Origin of the sequence: Micromonospora sp. WMMD712, assembly GCF_029581295.1 — a bacterium.
In the GTDB taxonomy this organism is placed as follows: domain Bacteria; phylum Actinomycetota; class Actinomycetes; order Mycobacteriales; family Micromonosporaceae; genus Micromonospora; species Micromonospora carbonacea.
This window is the reverse complement of sequence record NZ_CP120743.1, coordinates 4,824,584-4,844,915: the sequence shown is the minus strand read 5'-3', so window position 1 is coordinate 4,844,915 and position 20,332 is coordinate 4,824,584. Positions and strand designations below refer to the sequence as shown.

Sequence of the window (20,332 nt, the reverse complement as noted above, 5' to 3'; positions counted from 1 at the left end):
TGATGCTGCCGGTCGAGGCCAGGGAGGCGTCGCCAGCCCAACACACGCTGACGGCACGCCGGGAACCCGGTCGGGGGCCTCCCCCGCCGGGCCTGACGACCGCTCCGCCGAGAGCCGAAACTTTCGGCCACTGGCGCGCCCCGGTTCAGCCGAGGGCGGTGTGTCGCGGCGGGAACCGCAGTTCGAGCTCGACCGACTGCACCTCGTCCCGGCTCACCGTGATCGGCTCGGGCCGCCCCGTCCAGTAGCCCTGGGCGAAGTCGACGCTGTAGCTCTTCAGGCGCTCGACGGTCGCGTCGTCCTGCACGTACTCGGCCGCGACGCGGATGCCCAGCGTCTGGCACAGCTCCACCAGCTTCGACACCACCGCCTGATCGGCCGGCGACCGGCAGAGGTCGACGATGAACGTCCCATCGATCTTGACGAGGTCCACCGGGAGGTACTTCAGGTGCGCCAGCGCGCCGTACCCGGTGCCGAAGTCGTCGAGCGCCAGGTGGCAGCCCGCCGCCCTGATCCCCCGGGCGAAGGCCAGCGCCTCGTTCCGGTTCTCGATGAGGGCGGTCTCGGTGATCTCGAACGTCAGGCGCTCCGGCTTGACCCCGTGCCGGTCGATCGCCTCCGTCACGAAGGTGAGCAGGCCCGGGTCGGCGAGGGACTTCCCCGAGATGTTGACCTGGTAGTGGGAGGTCTGCGCACCCCGGCCGATGAACTCCAGGGCGTGATCGACCACCCACTTGTCGACCATCAGGATCTCGCCGACGCGTTCGGCCATGTCGAGGAAGGCCACCGGCGCGACCGGCTCCCCGGTGTCGCTGCGCACCCGCAGGAGGATCTCGTGGCGGGTGACCTGGTTGAGGCTGAGGTCGACGATGGGCTGGGCGTAGAGGGCGAACCTGTTGGCCGAGACCGCGTGCCGGACGCGGGAGCGGCACCGGGCCGTCCGTTCGGCGTCCGCGACCGGCTCGTCGAGGACGACGACGGCGGCGGTGTCGCGGCGCGCGTCCCGGGCCGCGTGCTCGCCGTCGACGAGCAGGTCGAAGCCGGTGGCGGGCACGCCGCTGGCGAAGCGCACCACGCCGGCCGAGGTGGTGAGCCGCAGGGTGTTCTGCCGGACGCCGAACAGGTGGTTGCGGAACGTCTCCACGATCCGGGCCGCCAGGCTCTCGGCCGCCTCCGCGCGGTCGTCGGCCGGCGCGAGGAGCACCCCCCACAGGCCGGAGCCGACCAGACCCGCGGTCACCCCGGGCCCGACGACCGTGCGCAGGAGCCGGGCGACCGCCGCCGTCAGCCGGTCGCGGTCGGTGTCGGTGAGGGCGTCCGGCAGCCGGGTGGCGGGCTCGGTCGCCACCACGACCAGGGCACCCCCGGTGGTACGGCGGGCCCGGTCGACCTCGTCGATGACGTACCCGCGGTTCGGCAGCCCGGTGAGGGCGTCCAGCACGGCCAGGTCGGCGCCGAGCATCCGGCTCCGGATGGCGAGCCGCCGGCGTTCCTGCCGGGCGAGTTCGAGAGTGGTGACGTCCTCGCCGGTCACGACGATCCCCGACGGCTCGCCCCCGCAGGTGGTGATCTCCAGGTGGCAGTGCACGTGGCGGATGCTGCCGCCGGGCTGGACCACCCGGAAGTCGACCTCACCCGGCCGGCACCGCGTCCACGCCGTCCGGACGGCGGCGCGGACCCGCCCGGCGTCGACCGGATGGACGAGCCCGAGCAGCGTCTCGGGCGTGAGGCGCAGCGTCCCCGGCGCGTGCCCGAAGATCATCGCCATCTCGTCGGACCAGCTGAGCCGGCCGAGGCCGTCCCGCCCGCCGGCCACCCAGGTGACGGTGCCCGACTTCGCCAACTGGGCGGCGCGCGCAACCCTGGTCGCCTCGTCGACGTCCCAGGTCAGCGGGTCGACGAGGTCGGCGTCGACCATGATCTTGTAGCCCTCGGCGAGCGCGAGGTCGTACTGGCTCTGCGCGGCGCGCGCGACGCGGCGCGCGCGGGCGAGCTCCAGCGGGCTCGGCCGGGTCTCGGCCAGCGCCAGGATGTCATCGAGATCCACGACCTGCCCCCTGCCGCCGGTGGCCGTCCGGGCCGACGTAGCCGGCCTCCTCGGCCAGCTCGCGCAGCCCTCGCCGCGCGGCGACCTTGTAGGAGCGGACGCTGTTCTCGGTCAGCCCGAGGATGCGGGCGATCTCCTGGTTGGAGAAGCCCTCCTGCGCCATCTGGAACACCTCGGCGTGCCGCGCCGGGAGCCGGTGCAGCCAGCCCCGCAGCAGCTCCTGCGCCTCCCACACGTCGGCGATGTTCGAGTGCGGCGTCGTCGGCAGGTCCTCCGGCGCCATCGCGGCCTCCCGCAGGTGCCGCTGGTGGTCCTTGCGGATCTTGTGGCGCGCCGTGACGATGATCCAGCCGATCGGCCGGTCGTGGACGCGCAGCTTGGACCACTGGACGCGCCCGTGCAGGTACGCCTCGTTGAGCGCGTCCTCGACCACCTCGCGGTCCCGGCACGCCGACCTGAGGATCCGCTCCACCTGGTGGTAGGAGGCCTCGGTGAAGGCGGCGAACTCCTGGTCGTGCGCGGCCTTCAGGCGCGCGGCCTCCGCCTTGCGTGTCTCCTCGCAGTCGACCTGCTCCGGGGTCAGGGCGGCGGTGCCCTCGAACTCGATCACGCCGCCTCCCCCGCGGCACCGGAGCTCGGCACGCCACGGCCGCCCAGCTCCACCTCACGGTGCCCGTCGCGGTCGCGCTCCACGATCCGCACGACCTCGTGGTCGGCCTCCGCGAGCCTGACCAGCCACGTGACCCGGGCTGTCGTACGTGTCGTCAGCTCCCGTTCCTGCTGTATCCGCGCCCGGTACGCGACGCAGGCGCGCACCAGGCCGGCCACCACCCCCGCGACCGTGACGGCCACGGCCATCACCTGGAATCCGGTGAGCGGTTCCGCCAGCGCTTCGTTCATCGTTCCCCCTGCCCGTCTCGGTGTGACAACTACTATCCGTGGCGGGCGGCGGATGTAGACGCCTCAGCGTCCACAATGTTCCGGAAGATCCTTGATCAAGCCTTTCACCTGCTCATACGGCACAAAGTAGTGAGGGCGGAACGCTACGCGAAGGGGGCGTGGCAATCCCATCGGGGCAATTTGCACATCACCCAAAGTCACTCTCGGCTATCGGCCCGCCACTCCGGAACCGGCCCTCGCGCGAGCCCGGCCCAGCACCTCCTCGACGGTGAGCGGGCTGCGGGGATGGTGGGTCAGCGAGAGCGGCGTCCGGATCTTCCGCGGTGCCGCGCCCTCGGCGGCGAGATAGAACTCGCCCACCGTCAGCCGGGAGATGTCCGGCACGTCCCCGCCCTTGGCCCGGGCCATCTCGCGCGCCGCCTCGATCTGGATCGGGCTGTTCATCAGGCCGTACAACTGCGTCGCCGCGTTGCCCGGGATGCGGTTGTGCAGCCCCTTCGGCGCCTGCGTGGCGAAGACCAGCCCCAGCCCGTACTTGCGCGCCTGGGCGGCCAGCGCCAGCGTGCTCTGGGTGCAGGCCGTCATCGCCCCGGACGGGGCGAACGTCTGCGCCTCGTCCATGACGAGCAGCCCCAGCAGCGGCCGGTCGCCGGCCGGGTTCCTCTTGATCCAGGCGAACAGCGCCATCTGGAGCTGGTTGACGAAGCTCTGGCGCACGTCGTCGGAGGGCAGGCCCACCAGGCTGACCACCGACACCCGGGCCCGTCTGCCGGGTGCGGGCGTGAGCAGCACCCCGGGATCCATCGGGGTGCCCTCGCCGCCGAAGAGCGGATCGTTGACCATGGCCGCCGTGAGGTTCTGCGCCAGGCTGAGGCCGATCTTGTCGGCGTCGTCGAGGTCGATGATCCCGTCCGGCAGGTCGGCCAGCGTGTCGACGAGGCCCTTCAGCCGGGAACCGCCGCGCCGGCCGTAGTGCTCGACGGCCTTGCGCAGCACCGCCAGCCCCAGGTGCGCCCGGGTCGCCCGGCCGGTGACCATGGCGCGCGGCGCGAGGGCCGCGACGGCCGCCTCGACGGCCTCACCGAACTCGTCCGGGTCGTCGCGGACCCCGGTGAAGTCGGGCAACGGCTGGAAGCTCAGCGGGCGGCCCGAGTTGCGGCGCGGCGTCCAGACCACCACGTCGGTGTACGTCAGGTAGTCCTTCGCCCGGGCCGCGTCGCCCGGCCGCCAGCCCGCGGGCGGCTCGGGCCACTCCTCCCCGAGGCGGGCGAGGTCGTTGTTCGGGTCGAGCACGATGGCGGAGACACCGGCGAGGGCGCACTCCTCGACGATGCGGCGGATCAGCACCGTCTTGCCCGAGCCCGAGCCGGCGAAGATCGTGGTGTGCTTCCGGAGCGCCTCCAGGGCCAGCGGCACGGGCGCGTCGTCGTCGTACCCGTACCCGACGACGAACGCCGGCTCGGCCGGGACGCCGGTCGCCGGAGCCGGTGTGGCCTGGGCCGGGTTGGCTTGGACCGGAGCGGCCTGGACCGGAGCGGCCTGGACCGGAGCGGCCTGGACCGGAGCGGCCTGGACCGGAGCGGCCTGGACCGGAGCGGCCTGGACCGGTGCGGCCTGGACCGGTGCGGCCTGGACCGGTGCGGCCTGGACCGGTGCGGCCTGGGCTGGCGCGGTGGGTGCCGCCACGGTGGGGACAGGCCCGTTGGGGATCGGCGTGGCCGGGCCGGCGGCGGGCCCCAGCGGCGGTTCGGCGTCCGCCGTCCAGCGGTCGACGTCGGCCAGCGTGTGCTGGAGGAACTTCAGGTCGCGGGTCGGGCGGCGGTCGACCAGCCAGCCCTGGAAGTCCATCGTGGCCTCGGCGAGCATGACCCGCAGCGCCGAGAGGATCCGCAGGTCCTCCTCGCCGACGCCGATGGTCTGCCCGCCCGCCGCGGTGAACGCGGCGACGGCCTTCCGGGTGGCGGCGCTGGTCGACCAGCCACGGTTGCGCAGCAGGAACAACGTGCGCTTGGCCGAGCCGGTGTCGAGGGCCGCCGCCACACTCGCCTTGCGCAGCCGGGCCAGCGCCGCGTTGCCGTGGTGGTCGTCGCTGATCGCCCGGAAACACCAGTGCGCCTGGTCCTCCGTGCGCTCGTCGAGCGTCAGGCGCAGCCGGGCGTGCAGCGGCGGGTCGGTGCTCGGGGGCGGGTCGACGCTGAACGCCGCACCGGCGTCGCCGCGTTCCAGGATCCAGGCGGTGAGCCCGGCGGCGAGCAGCGGCGGCATCGCCTCGTCCTCCGTCGCCCGCCCGAGCGGGGCGGCGACGTCGGCGGCGGCCCTCAGCTCGGCGAAGCGGGCGTCGTAGCGGTCCATCTCCTCGGCGGTGGCCGTGACCGGGGCGGCGGGGCGGGGCGCCCGGGGCTCCGCGGCGGCCGGCTCGCCCAGCGTGGTCATCTCCCGCACCTCGCCGGCGGCGAGGCAGCCCCGGATGTGCCGGTCGATCTCGATCAGCAGCTGGCGCGGGGTGAAGGCCCCCGCCTCGGCGAAGGCGCGCGGGGACACCGGCCACGAGGGGTACGGCGGCGCGTACCCGACCTCGCCGTAGCGGACGGAGAACCGCTTCTCGATGATCGCCCGGGCGAGATCGGCGTCGTCGATCCGGCGCAGGACCGGGGTCTCCCGGAACCGGTCGGCGACGGTGTCGGCGGCGGTGGACCGGATGATCGTCCACGAGTTCGGGATGCAGGCGAGGACGGTCAGCGTGCGCCGCGTCGCCTGCCGCAGCGACATCAGGCCGTCCGCCATCCGGGCCAGCATGAGCGACTGGGCCGGGCTCATCGCGGCGGCGCCCACCACACTGGGGTCGCTCTGGATCGCCAACTGGGCGATCAGCGTGTCGACCTGGTCGATCGCCACCACCGACGGGCCGGTGAGCGCCAGCAGCCAGGACAGGTCCTGCACGATCTGCTGGGCCGGTCGCGGCGCGCGCCGCATCCCCCACGCCGCGCGTTCGCCGGCCACCACCTCATCGCCGGAGAGGAAGTAGTTCTCCGCCAGGTCGCGGTGGGAGATGTCCTCCGAGGCGGCCAGCGCGAGGGCGCGGGCGGTCTCCTGGCAGGTGCGGGCCGCGTGCCGGTCGTAGTCGCCGAGCCCGGTGAGGAAGGCGTCGAGCGCCGGCCGGGTCAGCTCGGTGTCGCCCATCACGGCCCGGCGTGCCGTCCGGGGCGCGCCCACCAGCGCCGACAGCCGCCGCAGCAGCAGCTTGAGCTGCGTCTCGGTGCTGCCGGGCACCGGCCGGGCCAGGCCGTCCAGCAGGGCGGCGAGGACGTTGTCCCAGAAGCTGCCCGCGTCGAGCAGGCCGACCAGGAAGAAGTAGCCGCCCGCCTCCTGCACCCGCTGGCGGACCACGCCCAGCAGGTGGGTCTTGCCGGACCCCCGCTGACCCTGCACGACCAGGCCGAGCGGGCTGCCGTGCGGGTTCGACGCCGCCTCGTCCACCCCGGCGAGCACCTCCCGGACGACCGGGACGTGCAGGCCCTCGACGTGGAAGGGCAGCGGCCGCCACACGTCGTCGGGGACCGGCGCCCAGTCGAACCGCAGGGCCGCCAGCGCGGTCCGCTCCGCCTCGTCCATCACACGCCGATCGCCAGCAGATGGTTGTCCTGCCCGCCGAGGCGCAGCGCGGCCGCGATGTCCACCCCGGTGAGCGTCTTCTGGTTCGACTCCGGCGCGAGGGCGACGCCCTCGGAGCGGCTGAGCCGACGCAGCGCCTCGTCCAGGTCCTCGCGTGGCACGTCGGCGAAGAACGGGCGGAGGCGGCGCAGGCTCACCCAGGCTCCCGGCGCGTCGGCGAGCGCCCGGTACGCGCTGACGACGCGCGCCGCCAGCGCGCCCGCCGGGTCGGCGGCGGCCGTGGGAGCCGACGCGCGTACGTCGGTCACGGCGAACAGCTCGGCCAGCGTGGCGCAGCCGCTGCGCGCCAGGACCCGGTCGCGCAGGTTGGCCTGGAGGGCGGTCAACGCGGCACCGAGCGCCGACGCGCCCCGCAGCGCGAAGTCGAGGTCGCTCTGCATCCGCACCCAGCCCTTGTCGTCGAGCTGGAGGGCGTACGTCGATCCGCTCTTGCGGCTGGCGACGTAGTGCAGGCGGGTGAGCTTGTCGCGCTGCGGCTTACGTACGTCGAGGTGGTAACGCTCGCGCAGCTCGGTGTTCAGCACCTCGCGCGCCTCGGCCATGAGCACGACGAGGATCGCGCTCTCGGATGCCGTCAGATCATCGCCGGCCATGCTGCCGTCCTTCCGCCATGTCCCGCCGACGCTCCCGCAGATACGTGCCGATCTGCCGGACCACGGCACCGACGTCGTGGGTCACCCGGGCGTTGGTGAAGCGCAGGACGGCGTAACCGTCCAGTTGCAACTGGACGTCGCGCTGCCGGTCGGCCTCGAAGTGGACCGGACGGCAGTGCTCCGGCCCGTCGATCTCCACCACGCACCGTTCGTCGGGCCACACTAGATCCAGTCGGATCGGCGTGGCCAGATCGTGCGACCGGTAGCTCTGGTTCCACCGCCGCCCGACGGCCCAGCTCTCGGCGGCGAGCGCCGCCTCCAGCCTCTTCTCGGCGTCGCTCGCCGGATGCGGCCGGCCCACCACCGCCCCGGGCACGGGTGACCCGTCGCGCGGCGCGGATGGCACGTCGCGCAGCGCGAATCGCACGTCGGGCGGCGTGGGTGGCGCGGCGCGCGCTGTGCGGGGCGGCGTGAGCGACGCGGCGCGCGGCACGGGCGGCAGGGCGACCGAGAACTCCGGGACCGCCTCCAGCCCGGCCGCGCCGGCACCGAGCAGCCAGGTGACCGGGCCGCCGTGCTGCACCAGCCAGGCGGCACCCGCCGCGGAAACCGCGCCCGTGCCGGCGGTCGGCTCGACGAGCAGCACCACCCGACGCCGGCCGAACGCCCCCGCGACGAGCCGCGCCAGCGCCGCCGCCCGGGTACGCAACGGCAACTGCGCGCCGGACGGCCGCCGGGCCGTCACGGCGAAGACGGCCAGGTCCGGCAGGAAGGAACCGGGATAACGGTCGCGGCGGGACCGCGCCGCAGCGGCGGCCCGCACCGCCGCCAGCCCGGACGTGTCCGGGCGTACGCCGTCCGCAACCTCGGGCAGCCAGGCGGGCAGCACCTCGACGGCGACCTGTTCGAGCCGGTCCAACGCGGCGTGCACGAAGTCCACCGGCAGCGCGACCCGGGCGGCCGGGCGGTGCACCACGGCGGCCAACTCCGCGTGGTCTCGCGCGATCAGCATGGCCAACGCGTCGGTGTCCGCGTCGGGCAGCGCGACGACCCGGTCGGAGGGGACGTCGGCGAGGCTCCGGTTAACCAGCAGGGTCCGGCCCTCCCCAGCATCGACGCACGTCCCGGACAGAGTACGAACGCGCCTCGGACGACGCCACACCGTTGCGGGCCCGCTACGTAGGGCGTCAGGGGACGGAAAGGCCCTCTCACCAGCGGCGGGACGCCTGCGCAACGTCGGAGAGTCGGCTTTCGGACCGTGGGGGTGGACGTCCCGACGCGCTGCCCGATGACACCGACGTGAGCTGACCGACCTGGCAGGACATGCCGGCGTTCCCCGCCATTCGCGCAGCCGCCACAGCCCATTCGGTAAGAGTCAGTCGCCCTTGGCAGGCGGGCCGTCCCCGTCCTCCTCCCTACCGGCGGCCACCTCATCAAGTAGATCGTCGATCTCCACCGTCGTCGCGTCCACGACCGGTTCGGGTGCCGCCGCGTCGACCACCGATGTCGGCTCGGCGATCCATGCCTCCCACGACAGCCCGTGCTTCTCGGCCAGATAGCGGGCGCGGTAGAGCCGGGTCGCGTCGTCGATAGCAGAACGGAGCATGTTGAAGCTGAGCCCCGCAGCGAGGACAGCGCCAGCGATCGGCACGACCTGGGCGAGCCGCGCCTTGGTGAGCCGCAGTCCAAGCAGCTTGAAGATCTGCACGAGGACCGGCACCAGAGGCTCTTTTCCCAACTGCTTCCATGTTGCACGGCGCATCATCTGCTGGGTGAGGCGGGACAGGCTGGCGAGAGCGGCCGTCTTGCTCGTGGACGATGACGCTGTGCTGTAGTTCAGGACCCCCATCAGGAACAGCTCCTCTTCGGGCTCCCGAGGGTCGTAGCCGTAGTGGACGGCAACCTCGGCCACAGCACGACCGAGTAGGGCCAGCGAGAGCACGGCATCCGATGCCACCGCCGCGACCGCGACCGCCGCCGTCGTACCACCGCTGACAGTCGTGCCGACCACCGCTCCGGTGACCGCGACGGAGGCGACGCCGGATTGGAGAACCCCGATGAATGGAACGGTCAACATGGGCCGGCCCTGGTCAAGGTCCTTGAGGTCGAGCGTCTCGAACGGTGATTCCGCGCCCAGATCCTGGTGCTTGCGGCGCAACTTCTCGACCCGCTTTTCCAGCGAAGCCGAACGCACTGCGGGCAAGAAGATGGCCTTTGAAGCCACCTTGCAACGCCTTGACGATGGTCTCGTCGCCGAGTTCCAAGGCCTTCTCCGCGCCGGGAGCCTTCCTGAGCTGCTCGCCGGCACGCTTGGCGACAAGCGCGATCTTGCTGGTAGCGCGTGCCTTTAGGCTGTCCCGACGCTTGCGCTCACTGTCGAGCAGGGCGGACCAAGCCCGAGCCTCGTAGTCGGACATGACTGCTCGCATCTACTACGCCCCTCACCAACCATTGGGCTCGCCCGGTCACGTCCGCGCTGGTGGTGTAAGAGACGGCCATCGCGTGATCCGGTCTGATGCTATGCGGCGATCGGGGTGGGGTCGGGTTGGTCGGTGTCGTGTTGGCTGGTGTCGACGGTGATCAGGCGGGCTTTGGCCAGTAGTTCCAGGCCCATGTAGCGGCGTCCTTCGGTCCATTCATCGGTCTGCTCGGCCAGGACAGCACCGACGAGGCGGATGATCGCCGCCCGGTTCGGGAAGATCCCGACGACGTCGGTGCGCCGGCGGATCTCTTTGTTCAGGCGCTCTTGCGGGTTGTTCGACCAGATCTGACGCCAGATCTCGCGCGGGAAACTGGTGAACGCCAGGAGGTCGTCGCGGGCGGCGTCGAGGTGCTCGGCCGCGGTGGGGAACTTCGCTTCGATCGTCGCCACGACCCGCTGGAACTGGGCTCGGACGGCGTCGGCATCAGGCTGGTCGAAGATCGTGCGCACAAGGGTCGCGATCCACGGCTGCGCCGACTTCGGCACCTTCGTGAGCAGGTTGCGCAGGTAGTGGGTGCGGCATCGTTGCCAGGTGGTGCCGGGCAGGGCTGCGCCGATCGCGGCGACGAGGCCGCGGTGGGCGTCGGAGATGACCAGTTGGACGCCGGAGAGTCCGCGGGCGGTCAGGGATCGCAGGAACGCCAGCCAGCCGGCGCCGTCCTCGTCCGAGGCGACGTCGACGCCGAGGACTTCACGCTGGCCGTCGGCGTTGACCCCGACCGCGACCAGGGCGTGGACGTTGACGGTCCGGCCGTGTTCGCGGACCTTCATGGTCAGCGCGTCCATCCACACAAACGTGTAGTGCGCGGCGTCCAGGGGCCGGTTGCGGAACGCCTCGACCTGGGCGTCGAGGTGGGCGGCCATCTCCGAGACCTGCGACTTCGACAGCTGCCGGATCCCGAGCTGCTCGACCAGCTTCTCCACCCGCCGCGTCGAGACCCCGAGCAGATAACTCGTGGCCACCACCGAGACCAGGGCCTGCTCGGCCCGTCGCCGATGCGTCAGCAGCCAGTCGGGGAAGTAGCTGCCCTGACGGAGCTTGGGGATCGCCAGGTCGATCGTTCCGGCGCGGGTGTCCCACTCCCGAGGCCGGTAGCCGTTGCGCGAGTTGACCCGCTCGTCGCTGCGTTGCCCGTAGCCGGCGCCGCAGATGGCATCCGCCTCGGCGGACATCACCGCCTGCGCGAACGTGCGGATCATCGCCTGCAACACATCCGGCGACGCGCCCTCAATCTGCTCGCGCAGCAGGTCAACAGGGTTCACACTCTTTGAAGCGGCCATCGCGCTCTCTCTTCCTTCTCTGACTTGGTCGTCTTGAAGGATCGACGCGATGGCCGTCTCTCATCTACGCAACACGCCCATCACGGGCAAGTCGTACACCACTCCCGTGGACGCAACCGCTCGCCCGCGCGCCCCACCGGAGGGCAAACCTAGGCGACGTCCCGCGCATGCTGAACTTCCTGTCCGCCACCCGACGATCATCACGGACACCGGCTTTCACTCCCTTGACGGTGGCTGGTGGCTTCGGCGCGAGCGATTCAATGAGCGGATCGCCGCCTTGGTGACTCACCACTCCTGCGCCTGCGCGAATCGGAAGAACGCGGACTTGGTGACGTCCTGGCTGCCGAGTTCCCTCGGGAGGAGACGCCGGTGACCGACGCGCTCTGCTTCTCGGACATGACCACCGGGCCGGACGGTCAGGACTTCGAGCTGCTGGAGCGGCTCGCCGAGATTCGGTCGCGGTACGGGCCGGAGCATCTGGTGACCCGGTTCATCTGCCGGACGGAGCCGGAGATGGTCGCCGCTGTGCAACGGACTCAGCGCCGGCTCTCCGGCAGCGTCGCTCAGCCGATGTGGGGCTCGGGGCGTTCCTCGTAGCCGTGGGTGATGCGGAGCAGGGTCGACGGGTGGATGTCGAGCGCACCCAGCTCGTCGCGGGCCACCCACCGGACGTCACTTGATTCGTCGCTCGGGGTCAGAGTGCCACCGACGGGCACGGCTCGCAGGCAGAGCGAGAACTGTTGCCGCACCTCGCCGTCCGAGTATGCGATGACGTGGCCGGGATCGGAGTAGACGCCGACCATCCCGGTGACCTCGACCCGTACGCCGGTCTCCTCCCGGGTCTCCCGGACGGCCGTCCCCGCGACCGGTTCGCCGATCTCCTGGCCGCCGCCGGGCAGCGACCACAGGCCGTTGTCGGTGCGCTGGATGAGCAGCACCCGACCATCATCGTCTCGAACGAAGACGGAGACGGCCACGACGATGCTGTTGGCCTTCGGCGCGTTCCTGTCGTGGAAGTGCTCGGTTCTCGCCACGGCCACAGGCTGCCACCTCGCCGCCGGCTGACTCTCGGATAACGGGCTGCGCCCGCCGGAAACGGCAGGAGGCACTCACGATGTGCGTCGCCTCGACCTCGGAGGTGCGAGAATAGACGACGGTTCGGGACGCTGGAGGTGAGCTGTGACGTCGAGTAGCGCTGAGCAGATGCCCGAATGGCCGACCGCTGAGCATGTACCGGCTGAGGAGCTGGCGCGTCGCCAGGGGATCCGGCCGGTCGCCTCCGTCGACGACCTGGCGCGGCCCGGCCTGTTCGAGTCGGACGAGGAGTTGGATGACTTCCTCGCCGACCTTTATGCCTCCCGGCGGGCTGGCGCCGCGTGAGCCTGGTCGTCCTGGACACCGACGTAGCGTCGGCGATCCTCCGGGGGCGGCTGCATGACCGTCTCCGTGCTCGTCTGGTCGGTAAGACCCTCTGCATCACCTTCGTGACGCTCGGGGAGCTGACCAAGTGGACCGCGCTGCGGAGCTGAGGGCCACGCAAGCTGGCTGATCTCGCCCAGTGGCGGTCCGGAGTCGTGTTGCTGCCCTTCGATGAGGCGGTGGCGACAACCTGGGGGCAACTCCAGGCTCGGGCGCAGCATCGCGGGCGGCCCCGGCCGACGAATGACTCCTGGATTGCGGCGTGCTGCCTGGTCGACCGGCTGCCGTTGGCGACATTCAACGGCAAGGACTACGCCGACTTCGCCGAGTACGACGGCCTTCGCCTCTTCGACGTCTCCTAGCTTCCATCAACGCGGACGACCGTCTGGGGCCCGCAGGCACGGATCCTCGTCCGCACCGGCAAGCTCCCACCCGACGGTCCGGCCTTCGGACTGGCCGACCCGGGAAACGCGCCTTCACCCGGGCCCGGAACGGGGCCGGGAAAGGGACGACCCCCGTCGGGGGGAGACGGGGGTCGTCGGGAGGTTCGGCTCCGGGGGGGTTGAGCCGAACCGGCTCGGCGGTCACGGGGGGTGCGATCGCCGAGGGCCTGCTGTCGTACGACAACGCGAATGTGCGTCGCAAGAACAAGCATGCCTGAGCAAACCGGTATACGTCGAGTGGTGTCGCCTCCACTCCCTGCGAAATCATCGCCGGAGAGTGTGACCGCCGTCACTGACGGCAGGGGGTGGTGACGGTTGCCGTTGGGGCCGGGACCGAGTCCGTACCCCGGGCACCCGCCGACCATAGACCATCCGGCTAGACTTTCGCGCCGTGGGCCGAAGTGCCGCTTTTTTCGATCTGGACAAGACCGTCATCGCCAAGTCGAGCGCCTTGGCGTTTGGTCGGCCGTTCTACCGGGATGGGCTGATCACCCGGCGGGACGTGGTGAAGTCGGCGTACGCGCAGCTGATGTTCCGGCTGGGCGGCACCGACGAGCAGACCATGGCCAAGACCCGGGACTACCTGGCCGCGCTGTGCAAGGGCTGGCAGGTGGAGCAGGTCCGCCAGATCGTCGCGGAGACACTGCACGAGTTGATCAACCCCTACGTGTACGCGGAGGCGGCGGCCCTGATCGAGGAGCACCAGGCCGCCGGCCGGGACGTCGTGCTGGTTTCCGCCTCCGGGGAGGAGATGGTCCGGCCGATCGGCGAGCTGCTCGGGATCACCGACGTGATCGCCACCCGGATGGCGGTGGCGAACGGCCGGTACAGCGGCGAGGTGGAGTTCTACGCGGCCGGTCCGAGCAAGGTCGAGGCGGTCACCGAGCTGGCCAGGGTGCGCGGCTACGACCTGGCCGACTCGTACGCGTACTCCGATTCGATGAGCGACCGGCCGCTGCTGGAGTGCGTGGGGCATCCGTCGGTGGTCAACCCGGACCGGGCGCTGCGCAGGCTGGCCACCGAGAACGCCTGGCCGGTGCTGGAGTTCCGGCACCCGATCCCGCTGGGCCGCCGGCTGCGGGAGCGGCCGGCGGTGCCGGTCGCCGCGGCCGCGCTGGGCGTCGGCGTGGGGGTGGCGATCGGCATCGCCTGGTACGGCCGGCACCGCCGCACGCGCACCACCCCGGTGGCCTGACCGGCGCAGCCCGCGGCCTGTCGGGGCACCCCGGCCAGGCCAGCCGGGTCAGCCGGCCGGGTCAGGCGGCGGCGAGGATCTCGTCGCCGACGGCGGTGAGCTGGTCGGCGCCGAGCTCGACGGCGGCCATGTAGTGCCGCAGCCAGGAGCGCAGCCCGTCGGGGGTGCCGGTGGCGAACGCCCCGGCCGCGCCGACGTACTCGGGTTCGCGCTCGCGGTGGCCGACGTCGACGCCGACGAGCCCGCGGGGGTCGAAACCGGTGGACATCAGGACGAGCCGGGCGGCGCCCCGGGCCACCAGGCCGGACGGCCCGGCGAACGGGCGCAGGTTGAGCAGCTCGCCGTGCACAACGGCGGCGAGCACCAGCGGGGGCACGGCGGTGCCGCCGGCGACGAGCCCGGCCAGGCCGTCGAGTCGGGCGGCGACCACCGGGTCGGCCACCGGCCGCCCCAGCTCGTTTTCGGGTACGACGTCCCGGGCGGCGAGCACGTGCAGCCGGGCGAGGACCTGCCGGGGCGACGTCGGCCAGCGCTCGGTCAGGCCGGGCAGCGCCCCGGCGACCCGCAGCGCGCCCTGGCTCACCGGGTCGGTGACCGTGCCGGCCCGGACGGACTCGCGGTCGTGGGCGTACCCCTCCAGGGCGGCGCTGGCCACGGCGCAGCGGAGGCTGACCTCGGCCGCGACCTGGCCGCCGTGCCGGCGCAGCGCGCGGTGCCGCAGCGCCTGGTCGACGCGGTCGCGGGCCCGCTCGACGGCGGGGGCGATGTCGGCGAGCGCGAGCAGGGGCGCGAGCGGATCAGCGGTCACGCTGCCACGCTAGCCACCTGCGGAGACAGCGGGTAAGAAGGGGACCCTTCTCTACCGTATGCGTTAACAGGGGGCCCTTCCTTACAGCTCGGCGCGTGGCGGGGGCCGCTCGGCGCGCGTGGGTTCGGGGAGCTGTCGCGGCCTCCGGCCGCCCCGACTAACCTCTGCGGGGGTAGGAGACGCAGGTCACGCGAGCGACGAGGGAGTCACGGCATGAGCGAGGCACTGGCCAACTTGCTGAACGAGACGCGGCAGTTCCCGCCGCCGGCCGCACTCGCCGCCAACGCCAACGTGACCGCCGACGCGTACGCCGAGGCCGCCGCCGACCGGCTGGCGTTCTGGGAGCGGCAGGCCGGGCGGCTGGCCTGGGCGCAGCAGTGGGAGCAGGTGCTCGACTGGTCGAACCCGCCGTTCGCGAAGTGGTTCGTCGGCGGCCGGCTGAACGTGGCGTACAACTGCCTGGACCGGCACGTGGAGGCGGGCAACGGCGACCGGGTGGCGATCCACTGGGAGGGCGAGCCGGGCGACACCCGCACCATCACGTACGCCGACCTGCACCGGATGACCTGCCAGGCGGCGAACGCGCTGACGGACCTGGGCGTGGTGGCCGGCGACCGGGTGGCGATCTACCTGCCGATGGTGCCGGAGGCGGCGGTGGCGATGCTGGCGTGCGCCCGGATCGGGGCGACGCACAGCGTGGTCTTCGGCGGCTTCTCCGCCGACTCGCTGAGCAACCGCATCCAGGACGCCACCGCCAAGGTGGTGATCACCGCCGACGGCGGGTACCGCCGGGGCAAGCCGTCGGCGTTGAAGCCGACGGTGGACGAGGCGGTGGCGAAGTGCCCGTCGGTGGAGCATGTGCTGGTGGTCCGCCGCACCGGTGAGGAGGTCGCCTGGTCGGCGAAGGACCACTGGTGGCACGAGACGGTGGAGACCGCGTCGGCGGAGCACGCCGCGCAGCCGTTCGACGCCGAGCACCCGCTGTTCATCCTCTACACGTCGGGCACGACGGCCCGGCCGAAGGGCATCCTGCACACCACGGGCGGCTACCTGACGCAGGCGGCGTACACGGCGCACGCGGTGTTCGACCTGAAGCCGGAGACGGACGTCTACTGGTGCACCGCCGACATCGGCTGGGTGACGGGGCACTCCTACATCGTGTACGGGCCGCTGGCCAACGGCGTCACCCAGGTCATGTACGAGGGCACCCCGGACACGCCGCACAAGGGCCGGTTCTGGGAGATCGTCGACCGGTACAAGGTGAGCATCCTCTACACCGCGCCGACGCTGATCCGCACGATGATGAAGTGGGGCGAGGACATCCCGGCCGGGCACGACCTGTCCTCGCTGCGGCTGCTGGGCAGCGTCGGCGAGCCGATCAACCCCGAGGCTTGGATGTGGTATCGGCAGCACGTGGGCCGGGGTGAGCTGCCGATCGTGGACACCTGGTGGCAGACCGAGACGGGCGCGATCATGATCTCGCCGCTGCCCGGGGTCACCGAGACGAAGCCGGGTTCGGCGATGACCCCGCTGCCGGGCGTCGTGGCCGACGTGGTGGACGACCAGGGCCAGTCGGTGCCGAACGGCGGCGGCGGTTACCTGGTGCTGCGCGAGCCGTGGCCGTCGATGCTGCGCACGATCTGGGGCGACGACGACCGGTTCGTCGAGACGTACTGGTCGCGGTTCGAGGGCATGTACTTCGCCGGGGACGGGGCGAAGAAGGACGACGACGGGCACATCTGGCTGCTGGGCCGGGTGGACGACGTGATGCTGGTGTCGGGCCACAACATCTCCACCACGGAGGTGGAGTCGGCGCTGGTGTCGCACCCGTCGGTGGCGGAGGCGGCGGTGGTGGGGGCGACCGACCCGACGACGGGGCAGGCGATCGTGGCGTTCGCCATCCCGCGCGGCTCGGTCGACACGGCCGGCGAGGCGGGTGAGCAGCTCATCGCGGACCTGCGCAACCACGTGGCGCGGACGCTCGGCCCGATCGCCAAGCCGCGGCAGATCATGCTGGTGCCGGAGCTGCCGAAGACCCGCTCCGGCAAGATCATGCGCCGGCTGCTGCGGGACGTCGCGGAGAACCGGTCGCTGGGCGACGTGACGACCCTCCAGGACTCCTCGGTGATGGAGCTGATCTCCTCGGGGATGGGCGGCGGCAAGTCCGACGAGGACTGACGGCAGGCGTACCCTCGGAGGGTGGCGGGCCCCGCGCGGGCCGCCACCCTCCGTTTCTGTGCGCGCGGACGGTGCGTGACCGCGGGGTGTCGGTCGGTCGGTTGGGGGGCACCAACTGAACGGACACAGGGGACGCCACCCCCTGTCGGAAGGGTTATTTCTCCTTTAGGTTCAGCCGCATCGGTCGGTTCGACGGATGTCTCTGCCGTGCGCGCCGACCGGCTCCACGCCCATGCCCGAGAAACGGAGCGGCATGCACATGATTCCGCAACGACGGTCACGCCGACGCCTACTCGTCGCGCTGCCCGCCATCGCCCTCGCGGCCACGTCACTGACCGTGACGGGGACTGCGTCGGCCCAGACGTCCGGCCCGGCTCCTGCCACGATCGGGGCGGACGAGCACTACATCAACTACGCCGAGCCCGAGGTGCAGCCGGACACCGCCGGCAAGGAGGTCAAGGGCGCCGACGGCGTGTACACCACCGCGGCGGACGAGGCCCGGGCCTACGACCGCAAGTACGCCGCGGGCAACCCGACGACCGCCAAGCAGCTGGCGAAGCTGGAGGCCCAGTCGATCCGCTCCGGCAAGAGCCCCCGGTGGATCAAGAAGGCCCCGACCACCCAGAAGGCGAAGCTGCTCACCCTGCTGGTGGAGTTCAACGACCAGGCCAACGACGACTTCACCGGCACCATGGTGCCGAAGACGGTCTTCGAGGACCGGACGTGCGTCCCCGGCACGGTGCAGAACGGGCCGAAGCACAACAACATCCCGAACCCGGCGAGCCTGCCGCACAAGGACAACAACTCGATGTGGGTGCCGGACTTCTCCCCGGCCCACTACAACAAGATGCTCTACACGAAGACGGGCATCACCGAGCGGGTCCGCAAGGACCTGAAGGGCCCGGACGGCAAGAAGGGCATCAGCCTCGCCGGCCGGACCATGCACAACATGTACCTGGAGATGTCCAAGGGCGCGTACACGGTGGACGGGCAGGCCAGCCCGTGGATCACCGTGCCGCACTCGGAGGGCTGGTACGCGGCGTCGCGCTGCTTCCAGGACGAGAACGGCAACTGGGTCGCCGGGCGTGAGCAGGCGATGAACGGCCACCCGGACAACCCGGCCGGGGCGGGCCGGCTGGCCACCGACGCGATCGACGCGCTGGCCGCCATGGACCCGAGCTTCCCGTGGGCCGACTACGACATCGAGGACCAGAGCGACCGCGACGGCGACGGCAACCTCTTCGAGCCCGACGGCGTGATCGACCACCTGGTGCTGGTGCACGCCGGCCAGGGCAAGTCCCGCGGCGGCGGCGCCGAGGGCACCTACGCGGTGTGGGCGCACTCCTCGACCGTCCCGGGCGGCTACACCATCCCCGGCACGCAGCTCAAGGTGTCGAACTACATCGTGCAGCCGGAGGACGCCGGTGTCGGCGTCTTCGCCCACGAGTACGGGCACGACCTGGGCCTGCCGGACCTCTACGACACGTCCGGCAACGCCGACTCCGACGTGGACTTCTGGGACCTGATGGCCTCCGGGTCGCACAGCGGCGAGATCTTCCAGGCGCTCCCCACCCACATGGGCATCTGGGACAAGTGGGTGCTCGGTTGGGCCGACCCGGTGACGGTCGCCCCCGGTTCCGCCCCGCGCACCATCAAGCTCGGGCAGACCTCCCGCACGCCGGTCGGCACGGCCGACGGCATCAAGGTGGACCTGCCGGACAAGGTGATCACCCTGGCCACCCCGCACAGCGGGTCGAACATGTGGCACAGCGGGGCCGACCAGAACTGGGCGGACGTCAAGCTGAGCCGCTCGGTGAGCGTCCCCTCGGCCGCCGACGCCAAGTTCTGGATGTGGAACAACTACATCATCGAGGAGGACTGGGACTACGGCTTCGTCGAGCTCTCCACCGACGGCGGGGCGACCTGGTCCGAGCAGAAGGTCTACGCCGCGGACGGCACCGTCGTCACCACGCCGGACAACTACGCCGACCCGAACGGCCGGATGGCCGACTTCGGCGGCAAGAAGTACGGCCTGACCGGCTCGTCCGGCGGCTGGCGGCACGACTACGTCGACCTGTCGGCGTACGCGGGGCAGACCGTGCAGCTGCGGCTGCGGCAGGCCACCGACGAGGCGTTCGTGGAGCGCGGCTGGTTCGCCGACGACTTCTCGGTCACCGGCGGCGGCGCGACCACCTGGAGCGACGACGTCGAGGGCGGCGCGAACGGCTGGACCGCGACCGGCGGCAGCTTCACCGACACCACCGGCGCGGGTTGGAAGACCAACTCGGGCACCGAGGTCCGGGCGCACTACTACCTGGCCGAGTGGCGTAACTTCGACGGCTTCGACAAGGGCCTGAAGTACGCGTACGACACGGTGTACTCGCACGAGGCGTGGAAGGTCGACCGGATCTCCTACAACGCCCCGGGCATGCTGGTCTGGTACCGCGACACGGCGCTGGGCGACGTCAACCACGTCACCGGCCAGCTGACCGCCCTGCCGAGCTACGGCGCCAAGGGTGGCCTGCTGATCGTCGACTCGCACTTCGACCCGCTGCGGCGGCAGGGCACGGCGGCCGAGAAGGACCCGTCGGTGCTGGACAACCTGCCCAGCCGGCCCCAGTCGTCGAACGCGGCGTTCGGCCTGAAGAAGACGTACTCCTTCAAGGAGTGCCTGGAGGCGGCGGACGAGCCGTACAGCGAGTACTGCACGAGCTTCCCGGCGCAGCCGGCGGTGCCGCAGTTCACCGACTCCAAGGGCTGGTACCCGGGCATCGAGATCCGGGACGGCTCGCCGTACGCGCGGGACAGCGACGCCTCCGTGGTGCTGCCGTCGCGCGGCAACGTGCCCTACACCACCCGGGTGGTCAACCCGGACGGCACCCCGGCGCCCTCGTACTACGGGGTCACCCTGGGTGGCGGGGCGATCGTCCTGGGCACCGGCAACCCCGGTGACGCGAGCGCCGCCTACGGGGTCTCGCTGACGGTGAAGAAGACCGCGTGGAACAACGCCGTCGCCACGGTGAAGGTGACCGCGGCGACCCCGTGACGACGGGCGGTAACTGATCGGAAGATCAGCGGAGGGGCCGGCGGCGGCGACGCCACCGGCCCCTTCCGCATTTGTCGGGCCACACCCATCGAAATTCGTCGCTGCAATTCACCATGGGGCGTCCGCGCTGCTCAGCCGGCCGGCGGAGGCGATCGGTGTGACGGTGAAAAGCGTTCCCAACAAAAGTTTGCAACAAATCGACGCACGCATCTTCCCACCCGTCCCGGGAGACTCTATGTTCACCATTGGTCCCACAGTCGGGACGACT

General features: G+C 71.6%; 16 protein-coding genes. 6 read left to right on the top strand and 10 right to left on the bottom strand.

Annotated elements, in window-relative coordinates; genetic code table 11:
* Positions 1–145: 145 nt before the first annotated feature.
* The 8 genes from O7633_RS21095 to O7633_RS21060 form a co-directional block, all read right to left on the bottom strand.
* A complete protein-coding gene (locus tag O7633_RS21095; protein WP_282323632.1) occupies positions 146–2,047 on the bottom strand; it encodes an EAL domain-containing protein in 1,902 nt (633 codons plus the stop codon).
* Positions 2,034–2,657 (bottom strand): RNA polymerase sigma factor, encoded by a 624-nt coding sequence (locus tag O7633_RS21090; RefSeq protein WP_282323631.1) that lies wholly within the window; start codon positions 2,655–2,657, stop codon positions 2,034–2,036. Before O7633_RS21090 ends, O7633_RS21095 begins: the two co-directional genes overlap by 14 nt.
* Positions 2,654–2,947, bottom strand: coding sequence for a hypothetical protein (locus O7633_RS21085; protein ID WP_178063000.1), 294 nt, complete (start codon positions 2,945–2,947; stop codon positions 2,654–2,656). The genes O7633_RS21090 and O7633_RS21085 overlap by 4 nt, the downstream gene beginning before the upstream one ends.
* A gap of 207 nt (positions 2,948–3,154) precedes the next feature.
* A complete protein-coding gene (locus tag O7633_RS21080) occupies positions 3,155–6,559 on the bottom strand; it encodes a DUF87 domain-containing protein (RefSeq protein ID WP_282328609.1) in 3,405 nt (1,134 codons plus the stop codon).
* Positions 6,559–7,212 (bottom strand): hypothetical protein, encoded by a 654-nt coding sequence (locus O7633_RS21075; protein ID WP_282323630.1) that lies wholly within the window; start codon positions 7,210–7,212, stop codon positions 6,559–6,561. Before O7633_RS21075 ends, O7633_RS21080 begins: the two co-directional genes overlap by 1 nt.
* Positions 7,199–8,224: a DUF559 domain-containing protein gene (locus tag O7633_RS21070; RefSeq protein WP_282323629.1), complete on the bottom strand. Its 1,026-nt coding sequence runs from the start codon at positions 8,222–8,224 to the stop codon at positions 7,199–7,201. Before O7633_RS21070 ends, O7633_RS21075 begins: the two co-directional genes overlap by 14 nt.
* A gap of 363 nt (positions 8,225–8,587) precedes the next feature.
* A complete protein-coding gene (locus O7633_RS21065; RefSeq protein WP_282323628.1) occupies positions 8,588–9,436 on the bottom strand; it encodes an EcsC family protein in 849 nt (282 codons plus the stop codon).
* Between the two features lie 294 nt (positions 9,437–9,730).
* Entirely contained in the window at positions 9,731–10,975 is a 1,245-nt protein-coding gene (locus tag O7633_RS21060; RefSeq protein WP_282323228.1) for an IS256 family transposase, read from the bottom strand.
* A 369-nt stretch (positions 10,976–11,344) separates the two neighbouring features.
* Here O7633_RS21060 and O7633_RS21055 point away from each other — a divergent pair, with 369 nt between their 5' ends.
* Positions 11,345–11,572, top strand: a complete 228-nt coding sequence (locus O7633_RS21055; protein WP_282323627.1) for a hypothetical protein — start codon at positions 11,345–11,347, stop codon at positions 11,570–11,572.
* Here the strand turns inward: O7633_RS21055 and O7633_RS21050 are convergent.
* On the bottom strand, positions 11,539–12,009 hold the full coding sequence (locus tag O7633_RS21050; protein WP_282323626.1) for an NUDIX domain-containing protein: 471 nt from the start codon (positions 12,007–12,009) through the stop codon (positions 11,539–11,541). The genes O7633_RS21055 and O7633_RS21050 overlap by 34 nt on opposite strands.
* Positions 12,010–12,154: 145 nt before the next feature.
* Here O7633_RS21050 and O7633_RS21045 point away from each other — a divergent pair, with 145 nt between their 5' ends.
* The 3 genes from O7633_RS21045 to O7633_RS21035 all read left to right on the top strand — a co-directional run bounded on the left by O7633_RS21045 (position 12,155) and on the right by O7633_RS21035 (position 14,032).
* A complete protein-coding gene (locus O7633_RS21045; RefSeq protein ID WP_282323625.1) occupies positions 12,155–12,355 on the top strand; it encodes a hypothetical protein in 201 nt (66 codons plus the stop codon).
* Between the two features lie 161 nt (positions 12,356–12,516).
* Entirely contained in the window at positions 12,517–12,756 is a 240-nt protein-coding gene (locus O7633_RS21040) for a PIN domain-containing protein (protein WP_282328608.1), read from the top strand.
* Between the two features lie 472 nt (positions 12,757–13,228).
* Positions 13,229–14,032: an HAD-IB family hydrolase gene (locus O7633_RS21035; RefSeq protein WP_178062988.1), complete on the top strand. Its 804-nt coding sequence runs from the start codon at positions 13,229–13,231 to the stop codon at positions 14,030–14,032.
* 61 nt (positions 14,033–14,093) lie between these two features.
* Here O7633_RS21035 and O7633_RS21030 read toward each other — a convergent pair whose 3' ends face one another.
* The gene (locus tag O7633_RS21030) at positions 14,094–14,840 is read right to left on the bottom strand and encodes an oxidoreductase (protein WP_282323624.1); all 747 of its coding nucleotides are present in this window, start codon (positions 14,838–14,840) and stop codon (positions 14,094–14,096) included.
* 213 nt (positions 14,841–15,053) lie between these two features.
* On the opposite strand from O7633_RS21030, the gene acs reads away from it, so the two are divergent.
* Both acs and O7633_RS21020 read left to right on the top strand, forming a co-directional pair.
* Entirely contained in the window at positions 15,054–17,018 is a 1,965-nt protein-coding gene (gene acs / locus O7633_RS21025) for an acetate--CoA ligase (protein ID WP_282323623.1), read from the top strand.
* 253 nt (positions 17,019–17,271) lie between these two features.
* Positions 17,272–20,064: an immune inhibitor A domain-containing protein gene (locus O7633_RS21020; protein WP_282323622.1), complete on the top strand. Its 2,793-nt coding sequence runs from the start codon at positions 17,272–17,274 to the stop codon at positions 20,062–20,064.
* Positions 20,065–20,332: the final 268 nt, after the last annotated feature.

Excerpts from the sequence above, each read along its gene's own strand:
- O7633_RS21085 (WP_178063000.1), bottom strand. The coding sequence starts at position 2,947 with ATGAACGAAGCGCTGGCGGAACCGCTCACCGGATTCCAGGTGATGGCC.
- O7633_RS21075 (WP_282323630.1), bottom strand. The coding sequence starts at position 7,212 with ATGGCCGGCGATGATCTGACGGCATCCGAGAGCGCGATCCTCGTCGTG.
- O7633_RS21080 (WP_282328609.1), bottom strand. The coding sequence starts at position 6,559 with ATGGACGAGGCGGAGCGGACCGCGCTGGCGGCCCTGCGGTTCGACTGG.
- O7633_RS21060 (WP_282323228.1), bottom strand. The coding sequence starts at position 10,975 with ATGGCCGCTTCAAAGAGTGTGAACCCTGTTGACCTGCTGCGCGAGCAG.
- O7633_RS21020 (WP_282323622.1), top strand. The coding sequence starts at position 17,272 with ATGCACATGATTCCGCAACGACGGTCACGCCGACGCCTACTCGTCGCG.
- O7633_RS21070 (WP_282323629.1), bottom strand. The coding sequence starts at position 8,224 with ATGCTGATCGCGCGAGACCACGCGGAGTTGGCCGCCGTGGTGCACCGC.
- acs (WP_282323623.1), top strand. The coding sequence starts at position 15,054 with ATGAGCGAGGCACTGGCCAACTTGCTGAACGAGACGCGGCAGTTCCCG.